Annotated in this window: 14 protein-coding genes and 1 pseudogene; 11 read left to right on the top strand and 4 right to left on the bottom strand. The window is 31.0% G+C overall.

Features of this window, described 5'->3' with window-relative positions:
* Positions 1–289: 289 nt before the first annotated feature.
* The 8 genes from ML436_10090 (at position 290) to ML436_10055 (ending at position 12641) form a co-directional block, all read left to right on the top strand.
* Positions 290–1621, top strand: coding sequence for a glucose-6-phosphate isomerase (locus ML436_10090; protein ID UMT77495.1), 1332 nt, complete (start codon positions 290–292; stop codon positions 1619–1621).
* A gap of 324 nt (positions 1622–1945) precedes the next feature.
* Positions 1946–2521 carry a TVP38/TMEM64 family protein gene (locus ML436_10085; GenBank protein UMT77494.1) on the top strand — a complete coding sequence of 192 codons (576 nt, stop codon included), beginning with the start codon at positions 1946–1948 and terminating at the stop codon, positions 2519–2521.
* 4 nt (positions 2522–2525) lie between these two features.
* Positions 2526–3050 carry a signal peptidase I gene (gene lepB, locus ML436_10080; protein ID UMT77493.1) on the top strand — a complete coding sequence of 175 codons (525 nt, stop codon included), beginning with the start codon at positions 2526–2528 and terminating at the stop codon, positions 3048–3050.
* 15 nt (positions 3051–3065) lie between these two features.
* The gene (lepB, locus tag ML436_10075) at positions 3066–3641 is read left to right on the top strand and encodes a signal peptidase I (protein ID UMT77492.1); all 576 of its coding nucleotides are present in this window, start codon (positions 3066–3068) and stop codon (positions 3639–3641) included.
* A gap of 164 nt (positions 3642–3805) precedes the next feature.
* Positions 3806–7279, top strand: a complete 3474-nt coding sequence (addB, locus tag ML436_10070) for a helicase-exonuclease AddAB subunit AddB (GenBank protein UMT77491.1) — start codon at positions 3806–3808, stop codon at positions 7277–7279.
* Complete coding sequence (gene addA / locus ML436_10065) at positions 7280–10933, top strand: helicase-exonuclease AddAB subunit AddA (protein ID UMT77490.1); 3654 nt, start codon at positions 7280–7282, stop codon at positions 10931–10933. It abuts the gene before it with no gap.
* A 164-nt stretch (positions 10934–11097) separates the two neighbouring features.
* Entirely contained in the window at positions 11098–12000 is a 903-nt protein-coding gene (locus ML436_10060) for a fumarylacetoacetate hydrolase family protein (GenBank protein UMT77489.1), read from the top strand.
* Between the two features lie 251 nt (positions 12001–12251).
* Positions 12252–12641, top strand: a complete 390-nt coding sequence (locus ML436_10055) for a YisL family protein (protein ID UMT77488.1) — start codon at positions 12252–12254, stop codon at positions 12639–12641.
* 110 nt (positions 12642–12751) lie between these two features.
* On the opposite strand, the pseudogene ML436_10050 reads toward ML436_10055, so the two are convergent.
* The 3 genes and pseudogenes from ML436_10050 to ML436_10040 form a co-directional block, all read right to left on the bottom strand.
* Positions 12752–13113: pseudogene (locus ML436_10050) on the bottom strand (transposase).
* A gap of 411 nt (positions 13114–13524) precedes the next feature.
* Positions 13525–14841 carry a CoA-disulfide reductase gene (locus ML436_10045; protein ID UMT77487.1) on the bottom strand — a complete coding sequence of 439 codons (1317 nt, stop codon included), beginning with the start codon at positions 14839–14841 and terminating at the stop codon, positions 13525–13527.
* 50 nt (positions 14842–14891) lie between these two features.
* Entirely contained in the window at positions 14892–15716 is an 825-nt protein-coding gene (locus tag ML436_10040) for a Cof-type HAD-IIB family hydrolase (protein ID UMT77486.1), read from the bottom strand.
* 113 nt (positions 15717–15829) lie between these two features.
* Here ML436_10040 and ML436_10035 point away from each other — a divergent pair, with 113 nt between their 5' ends.
* The 3 genes from ML436_10035 (at position 15830) to clpB (ending at position 21305) form a co-directional block, all read left to right on the top strand.
* Entirely contained in the window at positions 15830–16138 is a 309-nt protein-coding gene (locus ML436_10035) for a metal-sulfur cluster assembly factor (GenBank protein ID UMT77485.1), read from the top strand.
* Positions 16139–16672: 534 nt separating this feature from the next.
* On the top strand, positions 16673–18487 hold the full coding sequence (locus tag ML436_10030; GenBank protein ID UMT77484.1) for an acetyltransferase: 1815 nt from the start codon (positions 16673–16675) through the stop codon (positions 18485–18487).
* A 208-nt stretch (positions 18488–18695) separates the two neighbouring features.
* Positions 18696–21305 carry an ATP-dependent chaperone ClpB gene (gene clpB, locus ML436_10025; protein ID UMT77483.1) on the top strand — a complete coding sequence of 870 codons (2610 nt, stop codon included), beginning with the start codon at positions 18696–18698 and terminating at the stop codon, positions 21303–21305.
* A 59-nt stretch (positions 21306–21364) separates the two neighbouring features.
* Here the strand turns inward: clpB and ML436_10020 are convergent, their stop codons facing one another.
* Positions 21365–22237, bottom strand: coding sequence for a LysR family transcriptional regulator (locus tag ML436_10020; protein UMT77482.1), 873 nt, complete (start codon positions 22235–22237; stop codon positions 21365–21367).
* Positions 22238–22299: the final 62 nt, after the last annotated feature.

Here is a 22299-nt window from a genome sequence, read left to right as displayed (position 1 = left end):
TTATGAAAATAAAACCATTATTTTACATATTTATTCATAAAATTAGATTAGCTTCTTTGTGATTATCCTTTGATGTATTGATATAACAATGTTTGAAAAGTTTTATTAATACATGCAATTTGTATAAAAAGTGTTTAAGAGGAAGTGGGGGATTTAAGAATAACTCGAAAATATGTGTGGAAAGTCACATAAATATCAATTTTATTTCTTTAATTCAAACTTGTGAATTGAATCGCAAACGTAAACTTAGTAAAATTAAGGTATTAAATGAAACAGGAGGCTTTTATAGATGACTCATATTCAATTAGATTTTAGTAAAACGTTAGAATTTTTCGGAGAACACGAATTAAAACAGCAACAAGAAATTGTAAAATCAATTCACAAAACAATTCATGAAGGTACAGGTGCTGGAAGCGACTTCTTAGGCTGGGTTGATTTACCAGTTGATTACGATAAAGAAGAATTTTCAAGAATTGTAGAAGCATCAAAACGCATTAAAGAAAATTCTGATGTTTTAGTAGTCATCGGTATTGGTGGTTCTTATTTAGGTGCACGTGCAGCAATTGAAATGTTAACGTCATCATTTAGAAACAGCAATGAATACCCTGAAATTGTTTTTGTTGGTAATCACTTATCATCAACATACACTAAAGAGTTAGTTGATTATTTAGCAGACAAAGATTTCTCTGTTAACGTTATTTCTAAATCAGGTACAACAACAGAACCTGCAGTTGCATTTAGATTGTTCAAACAATTAGTTGAAGAAAGATACGGTAAAGAAGAAGCGAAGAAACGTATTTTTGCAACAACTGATAAAGAAAAAGGTGCATTAAAACAGTTAGCTACAAATGAAGGCTATGAAACGTTTATCGTACCTGATGATGTAGGTGGAAGATATTCTGTTTTAACAGCAGTAGGTTTATTACCAATTGCAACAGCTGGTATTAATATCGAAGCTATGATGATTGGTGCAGCAAAAGCACGTGAAGAACTATCTTCAGATAAATTAGAAGAAAACATTGCATATCAATATGCGACAATTCGAAATATTTTATATGCAAAAGGTTATACAACAGAAATGTTGATTAACTATGAACCATCAATGCAATACTTCAATGAATGGTGGAAACAATTGTTTGGTGAATCAGAAGGTAAAGACTTCAAAGGTATCTACCCTTCAAGTGCCAACTACACAACTGACTTACATTCATTAGGTCAATATGTACAAGAAGGCCGTCGCTTCTTATTCGAAACAGTTGTTAAAGTAAATCATCCTAAATATGATATTACAATTGAAAATGATAGCGATGATTTAGATGGATTAAACTATTTAGCTGGTAAGACAATAGATGAAGTAAATACTAAAGCATTTGAAGGTACATTATTAGCACATACTGATGGTGGCGTTCCTAATATGGTAGTAAATATTCCACAATTGGATGAAGAAACTTTTGGCTATGTTGTATACTTCTTCGAATTAGCATGTGCAATGAGTGGATACCAACTAGGTGTGAATCCATTTAACCAACCAGGTGTAGAAGCATATAAACAAAATATGTTCGCATTATTAGGTAAACCTGGATTTGAAGACTTGAAAAAAGAATTAGAAGAACGTTTATAAAAAACATTACTTCAAAGATTAGTGAAGTTTGAAAAGATAGGATTAGACGTTAACTATTTAAAGAATATTTCCGAGGTTGTCATTACAAATGTAAAAATGTAATGACAACCTCGTTTTTATTTTTAAGCAACAACTAGGTTACTAGCTAATGTGACAAGATGTTAAGAGAAAATTAAAGAAAAAATAACATCTGTCATACAACAATATTGTTATACTACTAGAGACTGATTTATTAGCATGATTACATGTTAATGTTTCTTTACTTTGCAAATATCTTTATAATGAAAGAATAATTATCTTTAGCCAAAGAAAGGGATTGATGATTTGTCATTTCATCAAATAGAAGAATGGTTTGAGATATTTCGACAGTTTGGCTATATACCAGGATTTATTTTGCTATATATTAGAGCAATTGTCCCAGTATTTCCACTAGCACTTTATATTTTAATTAATATTCATGCTTATGGACCTATTTTAGGCATATTGATTAGTTGGCTAGGCTTAATTGCTGGTACATTCACTGTCTATTTAATATGTAAACGATTAGTAAATACTGAAAAGATGCAGCGTATTAAACAAAAGACTGCTGTTCAACGATTAATTAGTTTTATTGATCGACAAGGATTAATACCATTATTTATTTTACTTTGTTTTCCTTTTACACCAAATACATTAATTAATTTTGTAGCGAGTCTTTCTCATATAAGACCTAAATATTATTTTTTTGTTTTAGCATCATCTAAATTAATTTCAACTATTATTTTAGGGTATTTAGGAAAAGAAATTACTACAATATTTACCCATCCTTTACGAGGATTACTGATGTTAGCCATATTAGTTGTATTTTGGATTGTCGGAAAAAAGCTAGAACAGCATTTTATGGGTTCGAAAAAGGAGTGACAAGGTGAAAAAAGTTGTTAAATGTTTGATTTCAGTTATACTTGCTATTATCATTGTACTGTTCATACAAACTTTTGTAATAGTTGGTCATGTCATTCCAAATAATGAAATGTCACCAACGCTTGACAAAGGGGATCGTGTTATCGTAAATAAAATTAAAGTCACATTTAATCAATTAAATAATGGTGATATCATTACATATAGACGTGGTAACACGATATATACAAGTAGAATTATTGCCAAACCTGGTCAATCAATGGCATTTCGTAACGGACAATTATACCGTGATGATCGACCAGTAGATGCATCTTATGCCAAAAACAGAAAAATAAAAGACTTTAATTTGCGCAATTTTAAAGAATTAGATGGTGATATTATTCCACCAAACAATTTTGTTGTGCTAAATGATCAAGATAATAACAAGCACGATTCAAGACAATTTGGTTTAATCGATAAAAAGGATATTATTGGTAATGTTAGTTTACGATACTATCCTTTTTCAAAATGGACTGTTCAGTTCAAATCTTAAAAAGAGGTGTCAAAATTGAAAAAAGAAATATTGGAATGGATTATTTCTATTGCAGTAGCCTTGGTTATTTTATGTATAGTTGGTAAATTTATCGTTACTCCATATACGATTAAAGGTGAATCAATGGATCCGACTTTGAAAGATGGCGAGCGTGTTGCTGTAAACATCATCGGCTATAAAACGGGTGGTTTGGAAAAGGGTAACGTAGTTGTCTTCCATGCAAATCAAAAAGATGATTATGTAAAACGTGTCATCGGTGTTCCTGGTGATAAAGTTGAATATAAAAATGATACTTTATATGTCAATGGTAAAAAGCAAGATGAACCTTACTTAAACTACAATTTAAAACGTAAACAAGGTGATTATATAACTGGAACTTTCCAAGTGAAAAATTTACCGAATGCAAATCCTAAATCAAATGTTATTCCAAAAGGAAAGTATTTAGTTTTAGGAGACAATAGAGAAGTAAGTAAAGATAGTCGTGCATTTGGTCTTATTGACGAAGATCAAATCGTTGGTAAAGTTTCATTTAGATTCTGGCCATTCAGCGAATTTAAATATAATTTTAATCCTGAAAACACTAAAAATTAATACCTAGTAAATAAAACATCGTTTATCGGTTTCAAATCTGATAAACGATGTTTTATTTTTAAGGAGAATTGTAAAAAGAAAGCCTCCATGTAACGAAAACAATTAATAAATCAAACACAATCACTTTATGTTAAAATATGTGTCAAAGGAAGTGAGGGTTTGTCATGACATTACATGCTTATTTAGGAAGAGCAGGAACAGGTAAGTCTACGAAAATGTTAACTGAAATAAAACAAAAAATGAAACAGGATCCACTCGGCGATCCAATCATTTTAATTGCTCCAACACAAAGTACATTTCAATTAGAACAAGCCTTTGTTAACGATTCAGAATTAAATGGTAGCTTAAGAACAGAAGTACTGCATTTTGAGCGCTTAAGTCACCGTATTTTCCAAGAAGTTGGTAGTTATAGTGAACAAAAACTATCTAAAGCTGCTATGGAAATGATGATTTATAATATCGTTCAAGAACAGCAACAACATTTAAAGTTGTACAAATCACAAGCAAAATATTATGGGTTTAGTGAAAAATTAGCCGAACAAATTCAAGACTTTAAAAAATATGCTGTAACGCCTGATCATTTAGATCAGTTTATAACTGACAATCATGTACAGACTCGAACGAAACATAAATTAGAAGATATTGCATTAATATATCGAGATTTCGAACAACGCATTCAAAATGAATTTATTACTGGCGAAGATGCTTTGCAAAAATTTATTGATTGTATGTCAAAGTCGGAATGGCTTAAAAAAGCAGACATTTATATTGATGGCTTTCATAACTTTTCAACGATTGAATATTTAATTATTAAAGGATTAATAGAGCATGCGAAAAGTGTAACTATTATATTGACAACAGACGGTAACCAAGACCAATTTAGTATGTTTAGAAAGCCTTCAGAAGTATTACGACATATTGAGGAAATTTCAAATGAATTAAATATACCATTAGAACGTCAACATTTTAATCAACAATACCGATTTACTAATCAAGATTTAAAACATCTTGAACTGCAATTTGATGCACTACAAATTAATCAAGAGGCATGCCAAGGTCATATTGATATCTTAGAATCTGCCACAATGAGAGAAGAAATTAATGAAATTGCGAGACGTATTATTATAGATATTAGAGATAAGCACTTAAGGTTTCAAGATATTGCAATTTTATATCGCGATGAATCATATGCATATTTATTTGAGTCAATATTACCGCTCTATGATATTCCATTTAACATTGATACGAAGCGTTCGATGACACACCATCCAGTCATGGAAATGATTCGTTCTCTTATTGAAGTTATTCAATCAAATTGGCATGTTAATCCAATGTTACGCTTGCTTAAAACGGATATATTAACTTCTCAAATTAAAAATAGCGCTTATTTAGTAGATTTGCTTGAAAACTTTGTATTGGAAAGAGGTATATATGGTAAGCGTTGGTTAGATGATGATTTATTTAATGTTGAACATTTTAGTAAAATGGGACGAAAAGCCCATAAATTGACAGAGGATGAACGTAACACATTTGAACAAGTTGTTAAATTAAAACAAGATGTAATTGATAAAATTTTGCATTTTGAAAAGCAGATGTCGCAAGCAGATACAGTAAGAAGCTTTGCAACTGCATTTTATGAAAGTATGGAATATTTTGAGTTACCTAATCACCTGATGACAGAGCGAGATGAACTTGACTTAAATGGTAACCATGAAAAAGCAGAAGAAATTGATCAAATTTGGAATGGATTGATTCAAATTCTTGACGACTTAGTTCTAGTATTTGGCGATGAACCAATGTCGATGGATCGTTTCTTAGAAGTATTTGATATTGGTCTAGAACAATTAGAATTTGTCATGATTCCACAAACATTAGATCAAGTAAGTATTGGTACGATGGATTTGGCTAAAGTCGACAATAAGCAACATGTTTACTTAGTAGGTATGAACGACGGCACCATGCCACAACCAGTAACTGCATCAAGTTTAATTACTGATGAAGAAAAGAAATATTTTGAACAACAAGCAAATGTAGAGTTGAGTCCTACATCAGATATTTTACAGATGGATGAAGCATTTGTTTGCTATATTGCTATGACAAGAGCGCGACAAGATGTAACATTTTCATATAGTTTAATGGGATCAAGTGGCGATGATAAAGAGATTAGTCCGTTTTTAACTCAAATTCAAGCGTTATTCAATCAACTTGAAATTACTAACATTCCTCGTTATCACGAAGTAGCACCGCTATCGTTAATGCAACATGTTAAGCAAACGAAAATTGCATTATTTGAAGCGTTACGATCATGGTTAGATGATGAGATTGTCGCTGATAGTTGGCTAGATGCATACCAAGTGATTCGCGATAATGATGATTTAAATCAAGGACTAAATTATTTAATGTCAGCGTTAACTTTTGATAATGAAACTGTACAATTAGGCGAAACACTTTCAAAAGATTTATATGGTAAAGAAATCAATGCCAGTGTCTCCCGTTTTGAAGGTTATCAACAATGTCCATTTAAACATTATGCTTCACATGGTTTGAAATTAAATGAACGAACAAAATATGAACTTCAAAACTTTGATTTAGGTGACATTTTCCACTCTGTTTTAAAATATATTTCTGAACGTATTAATGGTGATTTTAAACAGCTAGACCTTAAAAAAATTAGACAATTAACGAATGAAGCTTTGGAAGAAATTTTACCTAAAGTTCAGTTTAATTTGTTAAATTCTTCGGCATATTATCGTTATTTATCAAGACGTATTGGCGCAATAGTAGAAACGACGCTCAGTGCTTTAAAATATCAAGGTACCTATTCTAAATTTATGCCCAAATATTTTGAAACGAGTTTTAGAAGGAAACCAAGAGCAAACGATGAGTTAATAGCACAAACATTAACGACATCACAAGGAATTCCAATCAATATTAGAGGACAAATTGACCGCATCGATACGTATACAAAAGATGATACAAGTTTTGTTAATATTATTGACTATAAATCATCTGAAGGAAGTGCGACACTCGACTTAACGAAAGTATATTATGGAATGCAAATGCAAATGATGACATATATGGATATCGTTTTACAAAATAAACAGCGTCTTGGATTAACAGATATCGTGAAACCAGGGGGATTATTATATTTCCATGTTCATGAACCTAGAATTAAATTTAAATCATGGGCAGATATTGATGAAGATAAATTAGAACAAGACTTAATTAAAAAATTTAAGCTCAGTGGTTTAGTGAATGCGGACCAAGCAGTTATTGATGCATTGGACATCCGTTTAGAACCTAAATTTACTTCAGATATAGTTCCTGTTGGCTTGAATAAAGATGGTTCGTTAAGTAAACGAGGTAGTCAAGTTGCAGATGAAGAAACAATCTATAAATTTATCCAACATAATAAAGAGAATTTTATTGAAACTGCTTCAAATATTATGGATGGGCATACAGAAGTTGCACCATTAAAATATAAACAAAAATTACCGTGTGCATTTTGTAGTTATCAATCGGTATGTCATGTTGATGGCATGATAGATAGTAAACGATACCGTTCAGTTGATGAAACAATTAATCCAATAGAGGCGATTCAAAATATAAACATTGATAAATTTGGGGGTGAGCAATAAATGACAATTCCAGAGAAACCACAAGGCGTGATTTGGACAGATGCGCAGTGGCAAAGTATCTATGCTTCAGGACAAGATGTACTAGTTGCTGCAGCAGCTGGGTCGGGTAAAACCGCTGTACTAGTCGAGCGGATCATTCAAAAGATTTTACGTGATAGTGTAGATGTTGATCGACTCTTAGTTGTAACTTTTACAAACTTGAGTGCACGTGAGATGAAACATCGTGTTGATCAACGTATTCAAGAGGCTTCTATTGCTGATCCTATGAACGCTCATTTGAAAAATCAACGCATTAAAATTCATCAAGCGCAAATATCTACGCTACATAGTTTTTGTTTAAAATTAATTCAGCAACATTATGATGTGTTAAATATTGATCCGAATTTTAGAACTAGTAGCGAAGCGGAAAATATTTTACTATTGGAGCAAACAATTGATGAAGTGATTGAACAACACTATGATATCCTGGACCCTGCATTTATAGAATTAACAGAACAATTATCATCAGATAGAAGTGATGATCAATTTCGGGCAATTATCAAGCAACTGTATTTCTTTAGTGTAGCAAATCCAAATCCTTCACAATGGTTAGATCAATTAGTACAGCCTTATCAAAATGAAGAGCAACAAGCACAACTCATTCAATTATTAACAGATTTATCGAAAGTATTCTTAACAGCGGCAAATGATGCTCTAGATAAATCATATGACTTATTTAGTATGATGGATGGAGTTGAAAAGCACTTAGCAATTATAGAAGATGAAAGACGTTTAATGGCGCGTGTTCTTGAAGGTGGATTTATTGATATATCTTATTTAACAGGGCATGACTTCGGTGCGCGTTTACCTAATATAACAGCGAAAATTAAAGAAGCGAATGACATGATGGTAGATGCATTAGAGGATGCTAAACTTCATTATAAAAAATACAAATCATTAATTGATAAAGTTAAAAATGATTACTTTTCAAGAGAAGCTGATGATTTAAAAGAAGACATGCAACAATTGGCACCACGTGTAAAATATCTTGCACGTATTGTTAAAGATGTGATGTCAGAATTCAACCGTAAAAAACGGAGTAAAAATATTTTAGACTTTTCCGATTATGAACATTTTGCACTACAAATTTTAACAAATGAAGATGGTACGCCATCAGAAATTGCAGAATCATATCGTCAGCATTTTGATGAAATCTTAGTTGATGAATACCAAGATACAAACAGAGTGCAGGAGAAAATATTATCTTGTATCAAAACTGGAGATGAACATGACGGTAATTTATTTATGGTGGGTGATGTTAAGCAATCCATTTATAAATTTAGACAAGCAGATCCAAGTCTATTTATTGAAAAATATCAACGATTTACCATAGACGGCGAAAATAGTGGACGTCGAATTGATTTATCGCAAAATTTCCGCTCTCGAAAAGAAGTATTAGCGACAACGAACTATTTGTTTAAGCACATGATGGATGAACAAGTAGGTGAAGTGAATTATGATGCAGCGACGCAATTATATTATGGTGCACCATTTGATGAAACGAACCATCCGGTTAACTTAAAAGTATTAGTTGAAGCGAATCAAGAACATAGTGACTTAACTGGCAGTGAACAAGAAGCGCACTTTATTGTAGAACAAGTTAAAGATATTTTAGAGCATCAAAAGGTTTATGATATGAAATCTCAAAGTTATCGAAGTGCGACTTATAAAGATATCGTCATTTTAGAACGTAGTTTTGGACAAGCTCGTAATTTACAGCAAGCCTTTAAAAATGAAGATATTCCGTTTCATGTAAATAGTCGTGAAGGGTACTTTGAACAAACAGAAGTACGCTTAGTATTGTCATTTTTAAGAGCGATAGATAATCCACTGCAAGATATTTATTTAGTGGGTTTAATGCGTTCCGTTATTTATCAATTTAAAGAAGATGAATTAGCACAAATTAGAATATTAAGTCCGAATGATGATTATTTTTATCAATCGATAGTGAATTATATTAAAGATGAAGAAGCTGATAAATCTTTAGTTGAAAAATTAAAATTATTTTTAAAAGACATTCAGCGCTATCAGCAATATAGTCAAGACCATCCTGTATATCAGTTAATTGATCTATTTTATAACGATCATTATGTTATTCAATATTTTAGTGGGTTAATTGGTGGTCGTGGACGTCGTGCGAATCTATATGGACTATTTAATAAAGCGATTGAATTTGAAAATTCTAGTTTTAGAGGTTTATATCAATTTATTCGATTTATTGATGAACTTATCGATAGAGGTAAAGATTTTGGTGAAGAAAATGTTGTAGGACCAAATGATAATGTTGTGCGAATGATGACGATTCATAGTAGTAAAGGTCTAGAATTTCCATTTGTTATTTATTCTGGACTTTCCAAAGATTTCAATAAACGTGATTTGAAACAACCTGTTATTTTAAATCAACAATATGGTCTTGGCATGGATTATTTTGATGTTGAAAAAGAAATGGCATTTCCATCTTTAGCATCAGTTGCATATAAAGCTGTTGCCGAAAAAGAACTTGTATCAGAAGAAATGCGTTTAATTTATGTAGCATTAACACGTGCTAAAGAGCAGCTTTACTTAATAGGAAGAGTGAAAAATGATAAAACTTTACAAGAATTAGAGCAATTATCGATTTCTGGTGAATACATTTCTGTAAATGAGCGACTAACATCTCCAAATCCGTTTCAACTGATATATGGTATTCTAGCGAAACATCAATCTACTTCACTTCCTGATGATTTAAAATTTGAAAAAGATATCATTCAGGTAGAAGATAGTAGTCGCCCAAATGTAAAAATAACTATCGAATATTTTGAAGACATATCTACTGAAGCGGTTTTAGAAAACGATGAATATCATTCTGTAGCTCAATTAAATGAAATGACAAAAGGAAATGAAGACACCCAAGCTAAAATTAAATATCAGCTGTCATATCAATATCCCTATGAACAAGATACTTTAAAGCCTTCAAAGCAATCTGTATCTGAATTAAAACGACAATTGGAAACAGAAGAAAGTGGAACTAGTTATGAACGTGTAAGACAATATCGCATAGGCTTTTCTACATATGAACGTCCTAAATTTTTAAGTGAACAAGGTAAAAGAAAAGCAAATGAAATAGGAACTTTAATGCACACTGTTATGCAACATTTACCGTTTAATAAGGGACGTTTATCAGAAGATGAGTTAAATGATTATATTGATAATTTAATCGATAAGCATATTATTGAACAAGATGCGAAAAAGGATATACGAGTCAATGAAATTATGTCATTTATTAATAGTGACTTGTATTTATCTATTGCTCAGGCTGATCAAGTATACAGAGAGTTGCCATTTGTTGTTAATCAAGCATTAGTAGATCAATTGCCACAGTCAGATGAAGATGCATCTATTATTCAAGGTATGATTGACTTAATATTTGTTAAAAATGGATTGTATTTCTTTGTAGACTATAAAACAGACGCATTTAATCGTCGCCGTGGTATGACAGATGAAGAAATTGGTACACAATTAAAAAATAAATATAAAATCCAAATGAAATATTACCAAAACACATTGCAAACGATTTTAAAAACAGAAGTTAAAGGATATTTATATTTCTTCAAATTTGGAACATTACAGCTATAGTTTTTAATTTTAAAAATAATAAAAAAGTTTTTGTATAATGTATAAAATCCTATAGCTAAAACCATATCAGTTCATTTTCAAAATTGTCTTACTTATTTATTTGTTATTTGATAACGAAAAAAGTTATAATGTGAATTAAGATAAAGATGAGGAGTTGAGAATGAATGAAATTCTTATCATTCAAGTATAATGACAGAACTTCATATGGCGTTAAAGTAAAACGTGAAGATGCTGTTTGGGATTTAACATTAGTATTTGCTGACTTTGCAGAAGGAGATTTTCATCCTAAAACATTGTTAGCTGGTTTACAACAAAATCATACTTTAGATTTTCAAGAACAAGTAAGAAAAGCAGTTGTAGCAGCAGAAGATAGCGGCAGAGCTGAAGATTATAAAATTTCATTTAATGACATAGAATTTTTACCACCAGTTACACCGCCAAACAACGTGATTGCTTTTGGTAGAAATTATAAAGATCATGCAAATGAATTAAACCATGAAGTGGAACGATTATATGTATTTACAAAAGCGGCATCATCTTTAACTGGTGATAATGCGACAATTCCAAATCATAAAGATATTACAGATCAATTAGATTATGAAGGCGAATTAGGTATCGTAATTGGTAAGTCTGGTGAAAAGATTCCAAAAGCGCTTGCTTTAGACTATGTATATGGTTATACAATTATCAATGATATTACTGACCGTAAGGCGCAAAATGAACAGGATCAAGCATTTTTATCAAAAAGCTTAACTGGCGGTTGCCCAATGGGTCCATATATTGTGACAAAAGATGAGTTACCACTACCTGAAAATGTAAATATCGTTACAAAAGTGAACAATGAAATTCGTCAAGATGGTAATACAAGTGAAATGATTCTTAAAATTGATGAATTAATTGAAGAAATTTCAAAATATGTTGCATTACACCCAGGTGATATAATTGCGACTGGTACACCAGCTGGCGTTGGTGCTGGTATGCAACCACCTAAATTTTTACAACCTGGTGATGAAGTTAAAGTAACTATTGATAATATTGGAACTTTAACAACATATATTGCTAAATAAATATATTTGACTAAAGCTAATCAGTCCTAATTTGGATTGGTTAGTTTTTTTCGTGCACTTTGATTATTAAGAAAGATTATGAAAAATGAGGTACAAGTATTAAAATACTATGTTCATACATCCAGAGATATAAATGTGGTAGAATATATATCTGTGTATAATTAAATCATGATTAAATTACAAGCAAGTGGGTATTAATCCCAAGAAGCTTTAATTTAATAATATAAATTATTAAAGTGGGGGGAATCAGTATGTTACATTTACATATATTAAGTTGGGTATTAGCGATTATTTTATTTATCGCTACATACTTAAACATTTCAAAAAATCAAGGCGGGTCACCATTTTTCAAACCGCTACACATGGTATTACGCTTATTTATGCTTTTAACATTAGTCTCAGGTTTTTGGATATTAATTCAGTCATTTATGAGTGGTGGTGCAAATCACATGCTTTTAACATTAAAAATGCTATGTGGTGTTGCAGTTGTTGGATTGATGGAAGTATCGATTGCTAAAAGAAAAAGACATGAACAAAGTCACAAAATGTTTTGGATAACAATTGCATTAATTATTGTCACAATGGTACTGGGTATTATCTTACCATTAGGACCTCTTTCAAAAATGTTTGGCATAAGCTAATTGATAAAGACATAGGGTTAGGGTGTATTTGATGTACTCTCTAAAACCTTATGTCTTTTATAATTATCGGAAAAATATAATTTAAAAAAATGAGCTTGGGACAATAAGTTCTAGGCAATGTAAAAAAGCTGATTTCTATTAATTATTTGATAGAAATCAGCTTTTTTCAAATGTATTTGATAATATACAGCTCGTTGAGCTACTATTTTCCTTATATTAAGTGCCATTAATACAAAACCTAGCTCTCGTTTAACTTTATTTATTCATCGAACTGACATTCGAGTGAAACCCAAAATAGTCTTCATAAATCCAAAAACAGGCTCTACATCAATTTTTCATTGACTATAGATTTTTTCGCTTCTGGTTCAAAAAGCTTTTGATTAATTTGGGCTTTATAGTATTCCCAATTATAATTCTTCATGATTTTCTTATTGGATTTCGAATTTGGCTTCATGCATTGTTGCCTCATTGAATTTTACATTTATGTGCAAGTTGGGCAAAGTGTCTTATTTTTTAAAGTATTTAAAAGTAAAATTACTTGTTAATACGTAGTATTAATGGCGAGACTCCTGAGGGAGCAGTGCCAGTCGAAGACAGGGGCCCCAACACAGAAGCTGACATATAGTCAGCTTACAACAATGTGCCGGTTGGGGTGGCTGAGACGGCACCCTAGGAAGGGACCCGTCATCAAAAATTCTATTTATAGAATTTTACAATTATGTGCCAGACGGGCATAGCGAAGCCATTCAATACGAAGTATTGTATAAATATAGAACAGCAGTAAGATATTTTCTAATTGGAAATTATCTTACTGCTGTTTTTTAGGGATTTATGTCCCAAGCTCTTATTATTTTAATTCGTTAAATCGAATTAAATGATTCATTTATTTAGCTTTATAACCAATCATGTTGATTAAATCTTTAGGATGACTATACGGCGGTGCGTAAGCCACTTCAAATTCAGTTAATTCATCGACAGTTAATTGGTTCATCATTGCCATTGATAATACATCTATACGCTTATCGGCACCTTCTTTTCCAACTGCAGCAGCTCTTAAAATCTGACGACTCGCAGTGTCATAATATACTCTTAAGTGTAAAGGGGAATTTCCTGGGTAATAATTCGCATGCGCCCCTTGAGTCACTTCGACCATTTTATAGTCAAATTGTTGTAATTCATTAGGTTTAACACCTACACTAGCAAATGTATAATCAAAGAATTTTACAATATTATTACCTAAAAATCCTTTAAACTCTACTGTAGTATCTCCAGCAATTTGTTCAGCAACAATACTTGCAGCACGATGAGCACCCCATGCAAGTGGCACATTAGCTGATAAATCAACATGACGATAACGTGATGTTGCTATATCACCAATTGCATATATATTAGGAATATTTGTTTCAAACTTATCTGTAACTGGTATGAATCCTTTTCGATCAAGTTCTATATTTGAACTTTCGATAAATTTTGAATTAGGATGTGTACCAACACCTTCAATAATCATATCGTAGTGTTCGACTTTACCGGATTTAAATGTAATTTCATTACCATTGATAGTTTCAATTTCTTCATTTAAGCGATAAGGAATCTCACGTTTATCTAATTCATCAAGAATAGGTTGATTCATATCTGAATCCATTAGTTTGTTTATTTTATCAGAGCGATGAATTAATGTAGGGTGTAAACCACGTTCATAAAGATTTTCAAGAACTTCTAATGAAACATAGCCAGCTCCAACAACTAATACTTTATCCACTTGATTTGATTTGATGAACTGATCAATTGCATCAGTATCTTCTAAATTTCTAAGTGTAAAAGTTATGTCACTCTTGAATCCTAAGTGATTTGCACTAGTGCCAGGACTAAGAATTAATTTATCATATGATTCTTCAAACTGTTCATTTGTTTTTCTATTTAAAACAGTCACAGATTGCTTTTCGTCATTGATTGCAACGACTTCATGATATGTTTTAACTGTAATTTGCTTACGATCATAAAATTTTTCAGGAGTATAAGCTAATGCTAAACGTCTATCTTCAACAACTTCACCTATCACATATGGTAAAGCACAATTTGCAAAACTCATATCTCTATCTTTTTCAAAAATAATAATGTCACTCTCTTTATCTAAACGTCGAATTTGACTGGCACATGTTGCACCACCAGCGACTGCTCCGACAACAACGATTTTGGGCATTTTAATGACCTCCTGTTTTTTAAAAATATTATAAAATGTTTAGACATAAATTAACAGTAATATCTAATATTTAAGTTAAAGAAATCATTTAAATATCTACCAATTCCATCTTCATTATTATTGAATGTAATGTTGTTTGCCACATCTTTAAGTTCTTGTAAACCATTTTCCATTGCAACCCCATGTCGAGCATATTCAATCATTTCAATGTCATTATCTTCATCGCCAAACGCGATAATATTATTGCGATCTATATTTAAAAATTGTCTGACTTGTTCAATACCTCTAGCTTTATTAATACCAAGTTTAACAATTTCAATGACTGGGAATGGGGCGCCCCAACGACGATGTTCAATATGGTCTGCATAAAAATGTGTGAGCATATTTTTGATTTCAGGAATTTTACATTCTTCAGCTTCAATTAAAATTGAGGTAGGGGATTCTTTCAAATGGACAAGAAGATTACCTGTTTGGATTTTAGGATTGCCCATTGAAAATCCTTCAAATAATCTTGGATCATGATTATTAATAAAAACATAATCTTTTACTTCCGCAATGATATTAGACACTTGATATTGCTGTAACCCTTGAATGATATTTTGTGCTACTCCTAAATCTAATATTTCATGGACAGTTTTAAAGTTTTTATCTTTTGGATGATGTACGTAAGCACCATTAAAGTTAACGATAGGCGTTGTTAAATTTAATTCATGATAATACATTTGACTAGCACGATATGGTCTTCCAGTCGCAATCATAATTTGGTGTCCACGTTGTTGTAATTCATTTAATACTTGTTTAGTATATGATGAAATTTCTTTATTATCGTTTAATAATGTTCCGTCTAAATCTAGACATATTAAATGTGGTTGCATATCTCTCTCCTCATAAGTTGCTTAGTTCATATAGATACATCATAGCATTTTATTGGCGTTTTGTCGGATATTTGATATATTAGGGATAATATGACAATAAAGAGGTGATATGGATGGAAGAGGCATTAAAAGATAGCATTTTAGGTGCATTAGAAATGGTAATAGACCCTGAATTAGGTATTGATATCGTTAATTTAGGTTTAGTATACAAAGTAAATGTTGATGATGAAGGTGTATGTACAGTTGACATGACGTTGACGTCGATGGGATGCCCAATGGGACCTCAAATTATTGACCAAGTTAAAACTGTATTAGCAGAGCTTCCAGAAATTCAAGATACAGAAGTAAACATCGTCTGGAGTCCACCTTGGACAAAAGATATGATGTCACGCTATGCAAAGATTGCACTAGGTGTAAGTTAATATTTAAAAATATGAGAGCAGTTAGATGTTGAAAATACATTTAACTGTTTTTTAATTTAAATATTTAGGCTAGTCGAATAAAGTGAAGATATCTTTTAATGTAACTTAAAAATTATTTTAAGATACTTAACGTAGTATTATTGAACGGATTCATTTTTAATCAAATGTACTTAACTTATAGATTTATGGTCGAGAAGTGTTGAACATAAATAATTAACAACAAAATAGATGTCGAACTACTTTTTTGCGAAACTAATTTTTAATAAAAAAAACTGATAATAAATTGAATTTATATTACAGTTATATTACAATACATAATACTTCATAGTTTTTAAGTGACGAGTTGCATTACTAAATCGAAATTAAATGTGTAAAGTAAGTGTTCAAGCATTTTAAGTCTGCTCAATTTACTACTAAACAATTTTTTATACGTGATTCGATAAATGATATATGCATTTCATTATTCTTTTAAACGACACATAATATTTTTATCAAGCATCTAAGAATAACAGTTTTAAAAGGGAAGAATGCAAAATGAATAAAACAAAGGATTATACACAGCATAAGAAGATAAGGTATATGCCTGGATTAGATGGCTTAAGAGCTGTCGCAGTTTTAGGCATTATTATTTATCATTTAAACAAACAATGGTTGACGGGTGGATTTTTAGGAGTCGACACATTTTTTGTAATATCAGGTTATTTAATAACAAGTTTATTACTCAAAGAATTTGAAGATACTGGAATTATTAAACTGAAGAGCTTTTGGATTCGACGTTTAAAACGATTATTACCTGCAGTTGTTGTACTATTAATGGTTGTAGGAACAGCTACATTATTATTAAAATCAGACAATATTATTAGAGTCAAACATGATATAATTGCTGCCATTTTTTACGTCTCAAATTGGTGGTATATTGCAAAAGATGTCAATTATTTTGAACAATTTTCATTTATGCCATTAAAGCATTTATGGTCACTTGCAATCGAAGAACAGTTTTACTTATTTTTTCCTGTAATATTAATCATATTATTATTATTGATTAAAAAACGTTATAAGGTAGGATTGATATTCTGGTTTGTCTCTTTGTTATCTCTGGGATTAATGATTTATATTTCAAGTTTTAATGTTAATCATTCGAGAGTTTATTTTGGAACAGACACAAGATTACAAACATTATTATTGGGTGTTATATTAGCATTTCTATGGCCGCCATTTAAGTTGAAAAATAATCCACCTAAAGTTGTAAAGTATACAATAGACGCTATTGGTATTTTGGCATTTATAACTTTAATGTGCTTATTTATCATTGTAAATGATGAGAGCGATTGGATTTACGATGGTGGTTTCTATTTAATTTCGATAGTTACGTTATTATTTATTGCTAGTGTGGTACATCCGACAACGTGGGTGGCAAAGGCATTTTCAAATCCGGTTTTGGTATACATTGGTAAAAGATCTTATAGCTTATACTTATGGCATTTTCCCGTAATTAGTTTTATACATAGTTATTACGTTGATGGTCAAATACCAAAATATGTTTATGGTATAGATATATTATTAACTGTATTATTAGCAGAACTTTCTTATCGCTATATTGAAACACCATTTAGAAAAGAAGGTTTACACTCATTGAATTGGCGACCAACTTTTATACCGCAGTTTATTAGAACAGTTCTGATTGTTACTTTATTGATACCTTTTATGCTCATATTGGTTGGTGCTTTTAATCAATACGGAAAAGACATCATTGGTGAAAAAGCAAATAGTTTTGATACATCTATAGAAGATAATTATCAAGCTAGAATAGCACCTGTTGAAAATATTCATATTGATGGTTTAATTGATGAAAAGAAAAAACCTTCTTCAGATGTCTATCATAATATTAAACCGCTTTTAATCGGTGATTCAGTTATGGTTGATATTGGAGAATCATTCAAAGATTCTGTACCAAAATCTAGAATCGATGGCAAAGTTGGGCGTCAATTATATCAAACGTTACCATTAGTTAAAGCTAACTATACGCAATATAACAAGCCATCAGATCAAGTTGTCTTAGAATTAGGGACAAATGGTGATTTTACCGTAAAACAATTAGATGATTTACTTAATCATTTTGGTAAAGCAAAAATTTATTTAGTTAACACACGGGTGCCACGAATATACGAAGCTAATGTAAATAGATTATTAGCTGATGCCGCCAAAAGAAAAGGAAATGTTACTTTAATTGATTGGCATAAACGTTCTCAAGGTCATAGCGAATACTTTGCACCTGATGGTGTACATTTAGAATATAAGGGTGTTTTAGCTTTGAAAGATGAAATTTTAAAGGCACTTAAAAAGAAATAATTTAAATTTAAAAGGTCTAGTTAATGTATAAAACTGTAACATTAACTAGGCTTTTTTCACGAGTGAAAAATTATTTACAAAAATTTGAAAAAAACAATGTGAATATGTTGATAAATTGTTATATAGGTACTATAATAGATTTAAGGTCAAAGAAAGTCAAAGTCAAAAAAGATGTTTTGACCAACTCTACAATTTAGAGGTGAAAAATATGGATATAAATAAAATGACTTATGCTGTACAAAGTACCTTACAACAGGCTGTTGAACTGAGTCAGCAACATAAATTACAAAATATAGAAATTGAAGCAATTTTAAGTGCTGCATTAAATGAAAATGATAGTTTATATAAAAGTATATTAGAACGCGCTAACCTTGATGTTGATCAATTAAATAAAGCATACGAAAATAAACTAAGATCCTATGCATCTGTAGAAGGTGACAATATTCAATATGGCCAGTATATAAGCAATCAGTCAAACCAATTATTGACTAAAGCTGAGTCATACATGAAAGAATACCAAGATGAATTTATTTCTATGGAGCATATTTTACGTGCTGCAATGGATATTGATCAAACAACGAAACATTTTATAAATAATAAAGTAGAAGTTATAAAAGAAATTATCAAAAAAGTTAGAGGGGGAAATCACGTGACTACACAAAATCCTGAAGTTAATTATGAAGCATTAGCTAAATATGGTCGTGACTTAGTTGAAGAAGTACGACAAGGAAAAATGGATCCTGTTATTGGTAGAGATGAAGAGATACGTAATACGATTCGTATTTTAAGTCGTAAAACTAAGAATAATCCAGTGCTCATTGGAGAACCAGGTGTTGGTAAAACTGCAATTGTAGAAGGATTAGCACAACGTATCGTTAAGAAAGACGTTCCAGAATCATTATTAGATAAAACTGTTTTTGAATTAGATTTAAGTGCATTAGTTGCTGGAGCGAAATATCGTGGTGAATTTGAAGAGCGATTAAAAGCTGTACTTAAAGAAGTGAAAGATTCAGATGGAAGAATTATTCTATTTATTGATGAAATTCATATGTTAGTTGGCGCTGGTAAAACTGATGGTGCAATGGATGCTGGCAACATGTTGAAACCAATGCTAGCAAGAGGTGAGTTGCATTGTATTGGAGCAACAACTTTAAATGAATATAGAGAATATATTGAGAAAGATTCTGCTTTAGAACGTCGTTTCCAAAAAGTAGCAGTAAGTGAACCTGATGTAGAGGATACAATCTCTATTTTACGTGGTTTAAAAGAACGTTATGAAGTATATCATGGTGTAAGAATTCAAGACAGAGCCTTAGTTGCTGCAGCTGAATTATCTGATCGTTATATTACTGATCGTTTTTTACCAGATAAAGCGATTGATTTAGTAGACCAAGCATGCGCAACAATTCGTACGGAAATGGGGTCAAACCCAACTGAATTGGATCAAGTTAATAGACGTGTAATGCAACTTGAAATTGAAGAAAGTGCCCTTAAAAACGAATCTGATAATGCTAGTAAACAACGATTACAAGAACTACAAGAAGAGCTTGCAAATGAAAAAGAAAAACAAGCGGCACTTCAATCACGCGTAGAATCTGAAAAAGAGAAAATTGCTAAGTTACAAGAAAAACGTGCGCAATTAGATGAAAGTAGACAGTCGCTAGAAGATGCACAAACAAATAACAATCTAGAAAAAGCTGCGGAATTACAATATGGAACAATTCCTCAATTAGAAAAAGAACTTAGAGAATTAGAAGACAATTTCCAAGATGAACAAGGTGAAGATACAGATCGAATGATTCGTGAAGTTGTTACTGACGAAGAAATTGGAGATATTGTAAGTCAATGGACAGGTATACCTGTATCAAAATTAGTTGAAACTGAACGTGAAAAATTACTTCACTTAAGTGACATCTTGCACAAAAGAGTTGTAGGACAAGATAAAGCAGTAGATCTTGTTTCAGATGCTGTTGTAAGAGCAAGAGCAGGTATAAAAGATCCAAATAGACCTATTGGTAGTTTCTTATTCCTAGGTCCAACTGGGGTAGGTAAAACAGAATTAGCTAAATCATTAGCTGCATCATTATTTGATTCTGAAAAACATATGATTCGTATTGATATGAGTGAATATATGGAAAAACATGCAGTATCACGTTTAATTGGTGCACCTCCTGGATACGTTGGACATGATGAAGGTGGACAATTAACAGAAGCTGTAAGACGTAATCCATATTCAGTTATATTATTAGATGAAGTTGAAAAAGCACATACTGACGTCTTTAATGTATTATTGCAAATTTTAGACGAAGGTCGTTTAACTGATTCCAAAGGACGCAGTGTTGATTTTAAAAATACGATTATTATTATGACTAGTAATATTGGGTCACAAATATTATTAGAAAATGTTAAAGAAACTGGTGAAATTACTGAATCAACTGAAAAAGCTGTTATGACTAGTTTGAATGCATATTTCAAACCTGAAATATTGAATCGTATGGATGATATTGTCTTATTCAGACCATTATCAATTAATGATATGAGTATGATTGTAGATAAAATATTGACACAATTAAATATAAGATTGTTAGAACAACGCATTTCAATTGAAGTCTCTGATCAAGCTAAAGCATGGTTAGGTAAAGAAGCTTATGAGCCACAATTTGGTGCAAGACCATTAAAACGTTTTGTACAACGACAAATTGAAACACCATTAGCACGTATGATGATAAAAGAAGGTTTCCCAGAAGGTACTACAATTAAAGTAGATTTAGAAGGGGAAAATAACTTAACTTTTAATGTCGAAAAAATAAACGATTAATAATAAACCAAGAATGTGATAACATTTCGCATTCTTGGTTTTTTTACGTGTAATTTAATTTATAACGATTGTTCGGTAGCAATGAAATTTTTAAATACTTCACTGAATTGCGAAATTTCTTCGCTATCTTTTTTACTGTATATGTAGGTGAAGGATGCAGGTGGTTGCAAATCTTTCGTGTTAATTATAGATATTTGGTAATCATTGTTCTTTGTTATATAAATTGGCAAGAACGATATACCTTGATTCATTTCAATAAGTTTAATCGTTGTATGAACATCATTAATAGATAAAAATTGTACTTTGTCGTATATGTTTAAAATACTGTGTTTTAATGATGGCCAATATTCAGGATGATTGTCACTAATAACTTTATATTTTGAAAATAAAGCTTTTTCACTTAATAGATGATTATGTTCTTCATTAGGTACAACCATTACAATTTTACCTTCACAAACTTTTTCAGATTTTACACCCCTTAATTTTGGTTGATTTCTGCTTATACCAATATCATATTTATGATTATTAATATCTTTTTCAATACCTTCATTCTTAATATGAATAGAAATATCTACATTTGGATGGTCATTAAAGTATAAATTTAAAAATTTAGGCATAATAAATGTTGCAACGTATGAAGATACAACTACATTTAATTTTGCATGAAACATCGTCTTTTTAAGTTGAATATGTTTGATACCTTTTTCATATTGTTTAATAAAATCCTGGGCAATGAGAAGAAATGTCTGTCCATCTTCAGTAAGAATGATTTGATTTTTATATGTTTCAAATAATTTCACGTTTAGATCTTGCTCTAAATTTTTAATTTGTTTATGTATAGAAGGAATAGTGAGATTAATTTCTTCACTGGCTAATCGATAGTTTAAGGTTTTCGCTAAAATGACAAATGTATAATACCAATCTAAATTCATGAATTTCCCTCTTTCAAAAAAGTTAATGATTCGTTAGAAAATATATAATTTTTATTCTATAA

Source organism: Staphylococcus roterodami (assembly GCA_022493055.1).
GTDB lineage: Bacteria > Bacillota > Bacilli > Staphylococcales > Staphylococcaceae > Staphylococcus > Staphylococcus singaporensis.
This window is presented reverse-complemented; position numbering and strand designations above follow the sequence as displayed.

Bases quoted from the DNA above. Each gene is read 5' to 3' on its own strand.
- addA (UMT77490.1), top strand. From the start codon at position 7,280: ATGACAATTCCAGAGAAACCACAAGGCGTGATTTGGACAGATGCGCAG.
- ML436_10020 (UMT77482.1), bottom strand. From the start codon at position 22,237: ATGAATTTAGATTGGTATTATACATTTGTCATTTTAGCGAAAACCTTA.
- ML436_10060 (UMT77489.1), top strand. From the start codon at position 11,098: ATGAAATTCTTATCATTCAAGTATAATGACAGAACTTCATATGGCGTT.
- ML436_10040 (UMT77486.1), bottom strand. From the start codon at position 15,716: ATGCAACCACATTTAATATGTCTAGATTTAGACGGAACATTATTAAAC.
- ML436_10055 (UMT77488.1), top strand. From the start codon at position 12,252: ATGTTACATTTACATATATTAAGTTGGGTATTAGCGATTATTTTATTT.
- ML436_10030 (UMT77484.1), top strand. From the start codon at position 16,673: ATGAATAAAACAAAGGATTATACACAGCATAAGAAGATAAGGTATATG.
- clpB (UMT77483.1), top strand. From the start codon at position 18,696: ATGGATATAAATAAAATGACTTATGCTGTACAAAGTACCTTACAACAG.
- addB (UMT77491.1), top strand. From the start codon at position 3,806: ATGACATTACATGCTTATTTAGGAAGAGCAGGAACAGGTAAGTCTACG.
- ML436_10045 (UMT77487.1), bottom strand. From the start codon at position 14,841: ATGCCCAAAATCGTTGTTGTCGGAGCAGTCGCTGGTGGTGCAACATGT.
- ML436_10035 (UMT77485.1), top strand. From the start codon at position 15,830: ATGGAAGAGGCATTAAAAGATAGCATTTTAGGTGCATTAGAAATGGTA.
- ML436_10090 (UMT77495.1), top strand. From the start codon at position 290: ATGACTCATATTCAATTAGATTTTAGTAAAACGTTAGAATTTTTCGGA.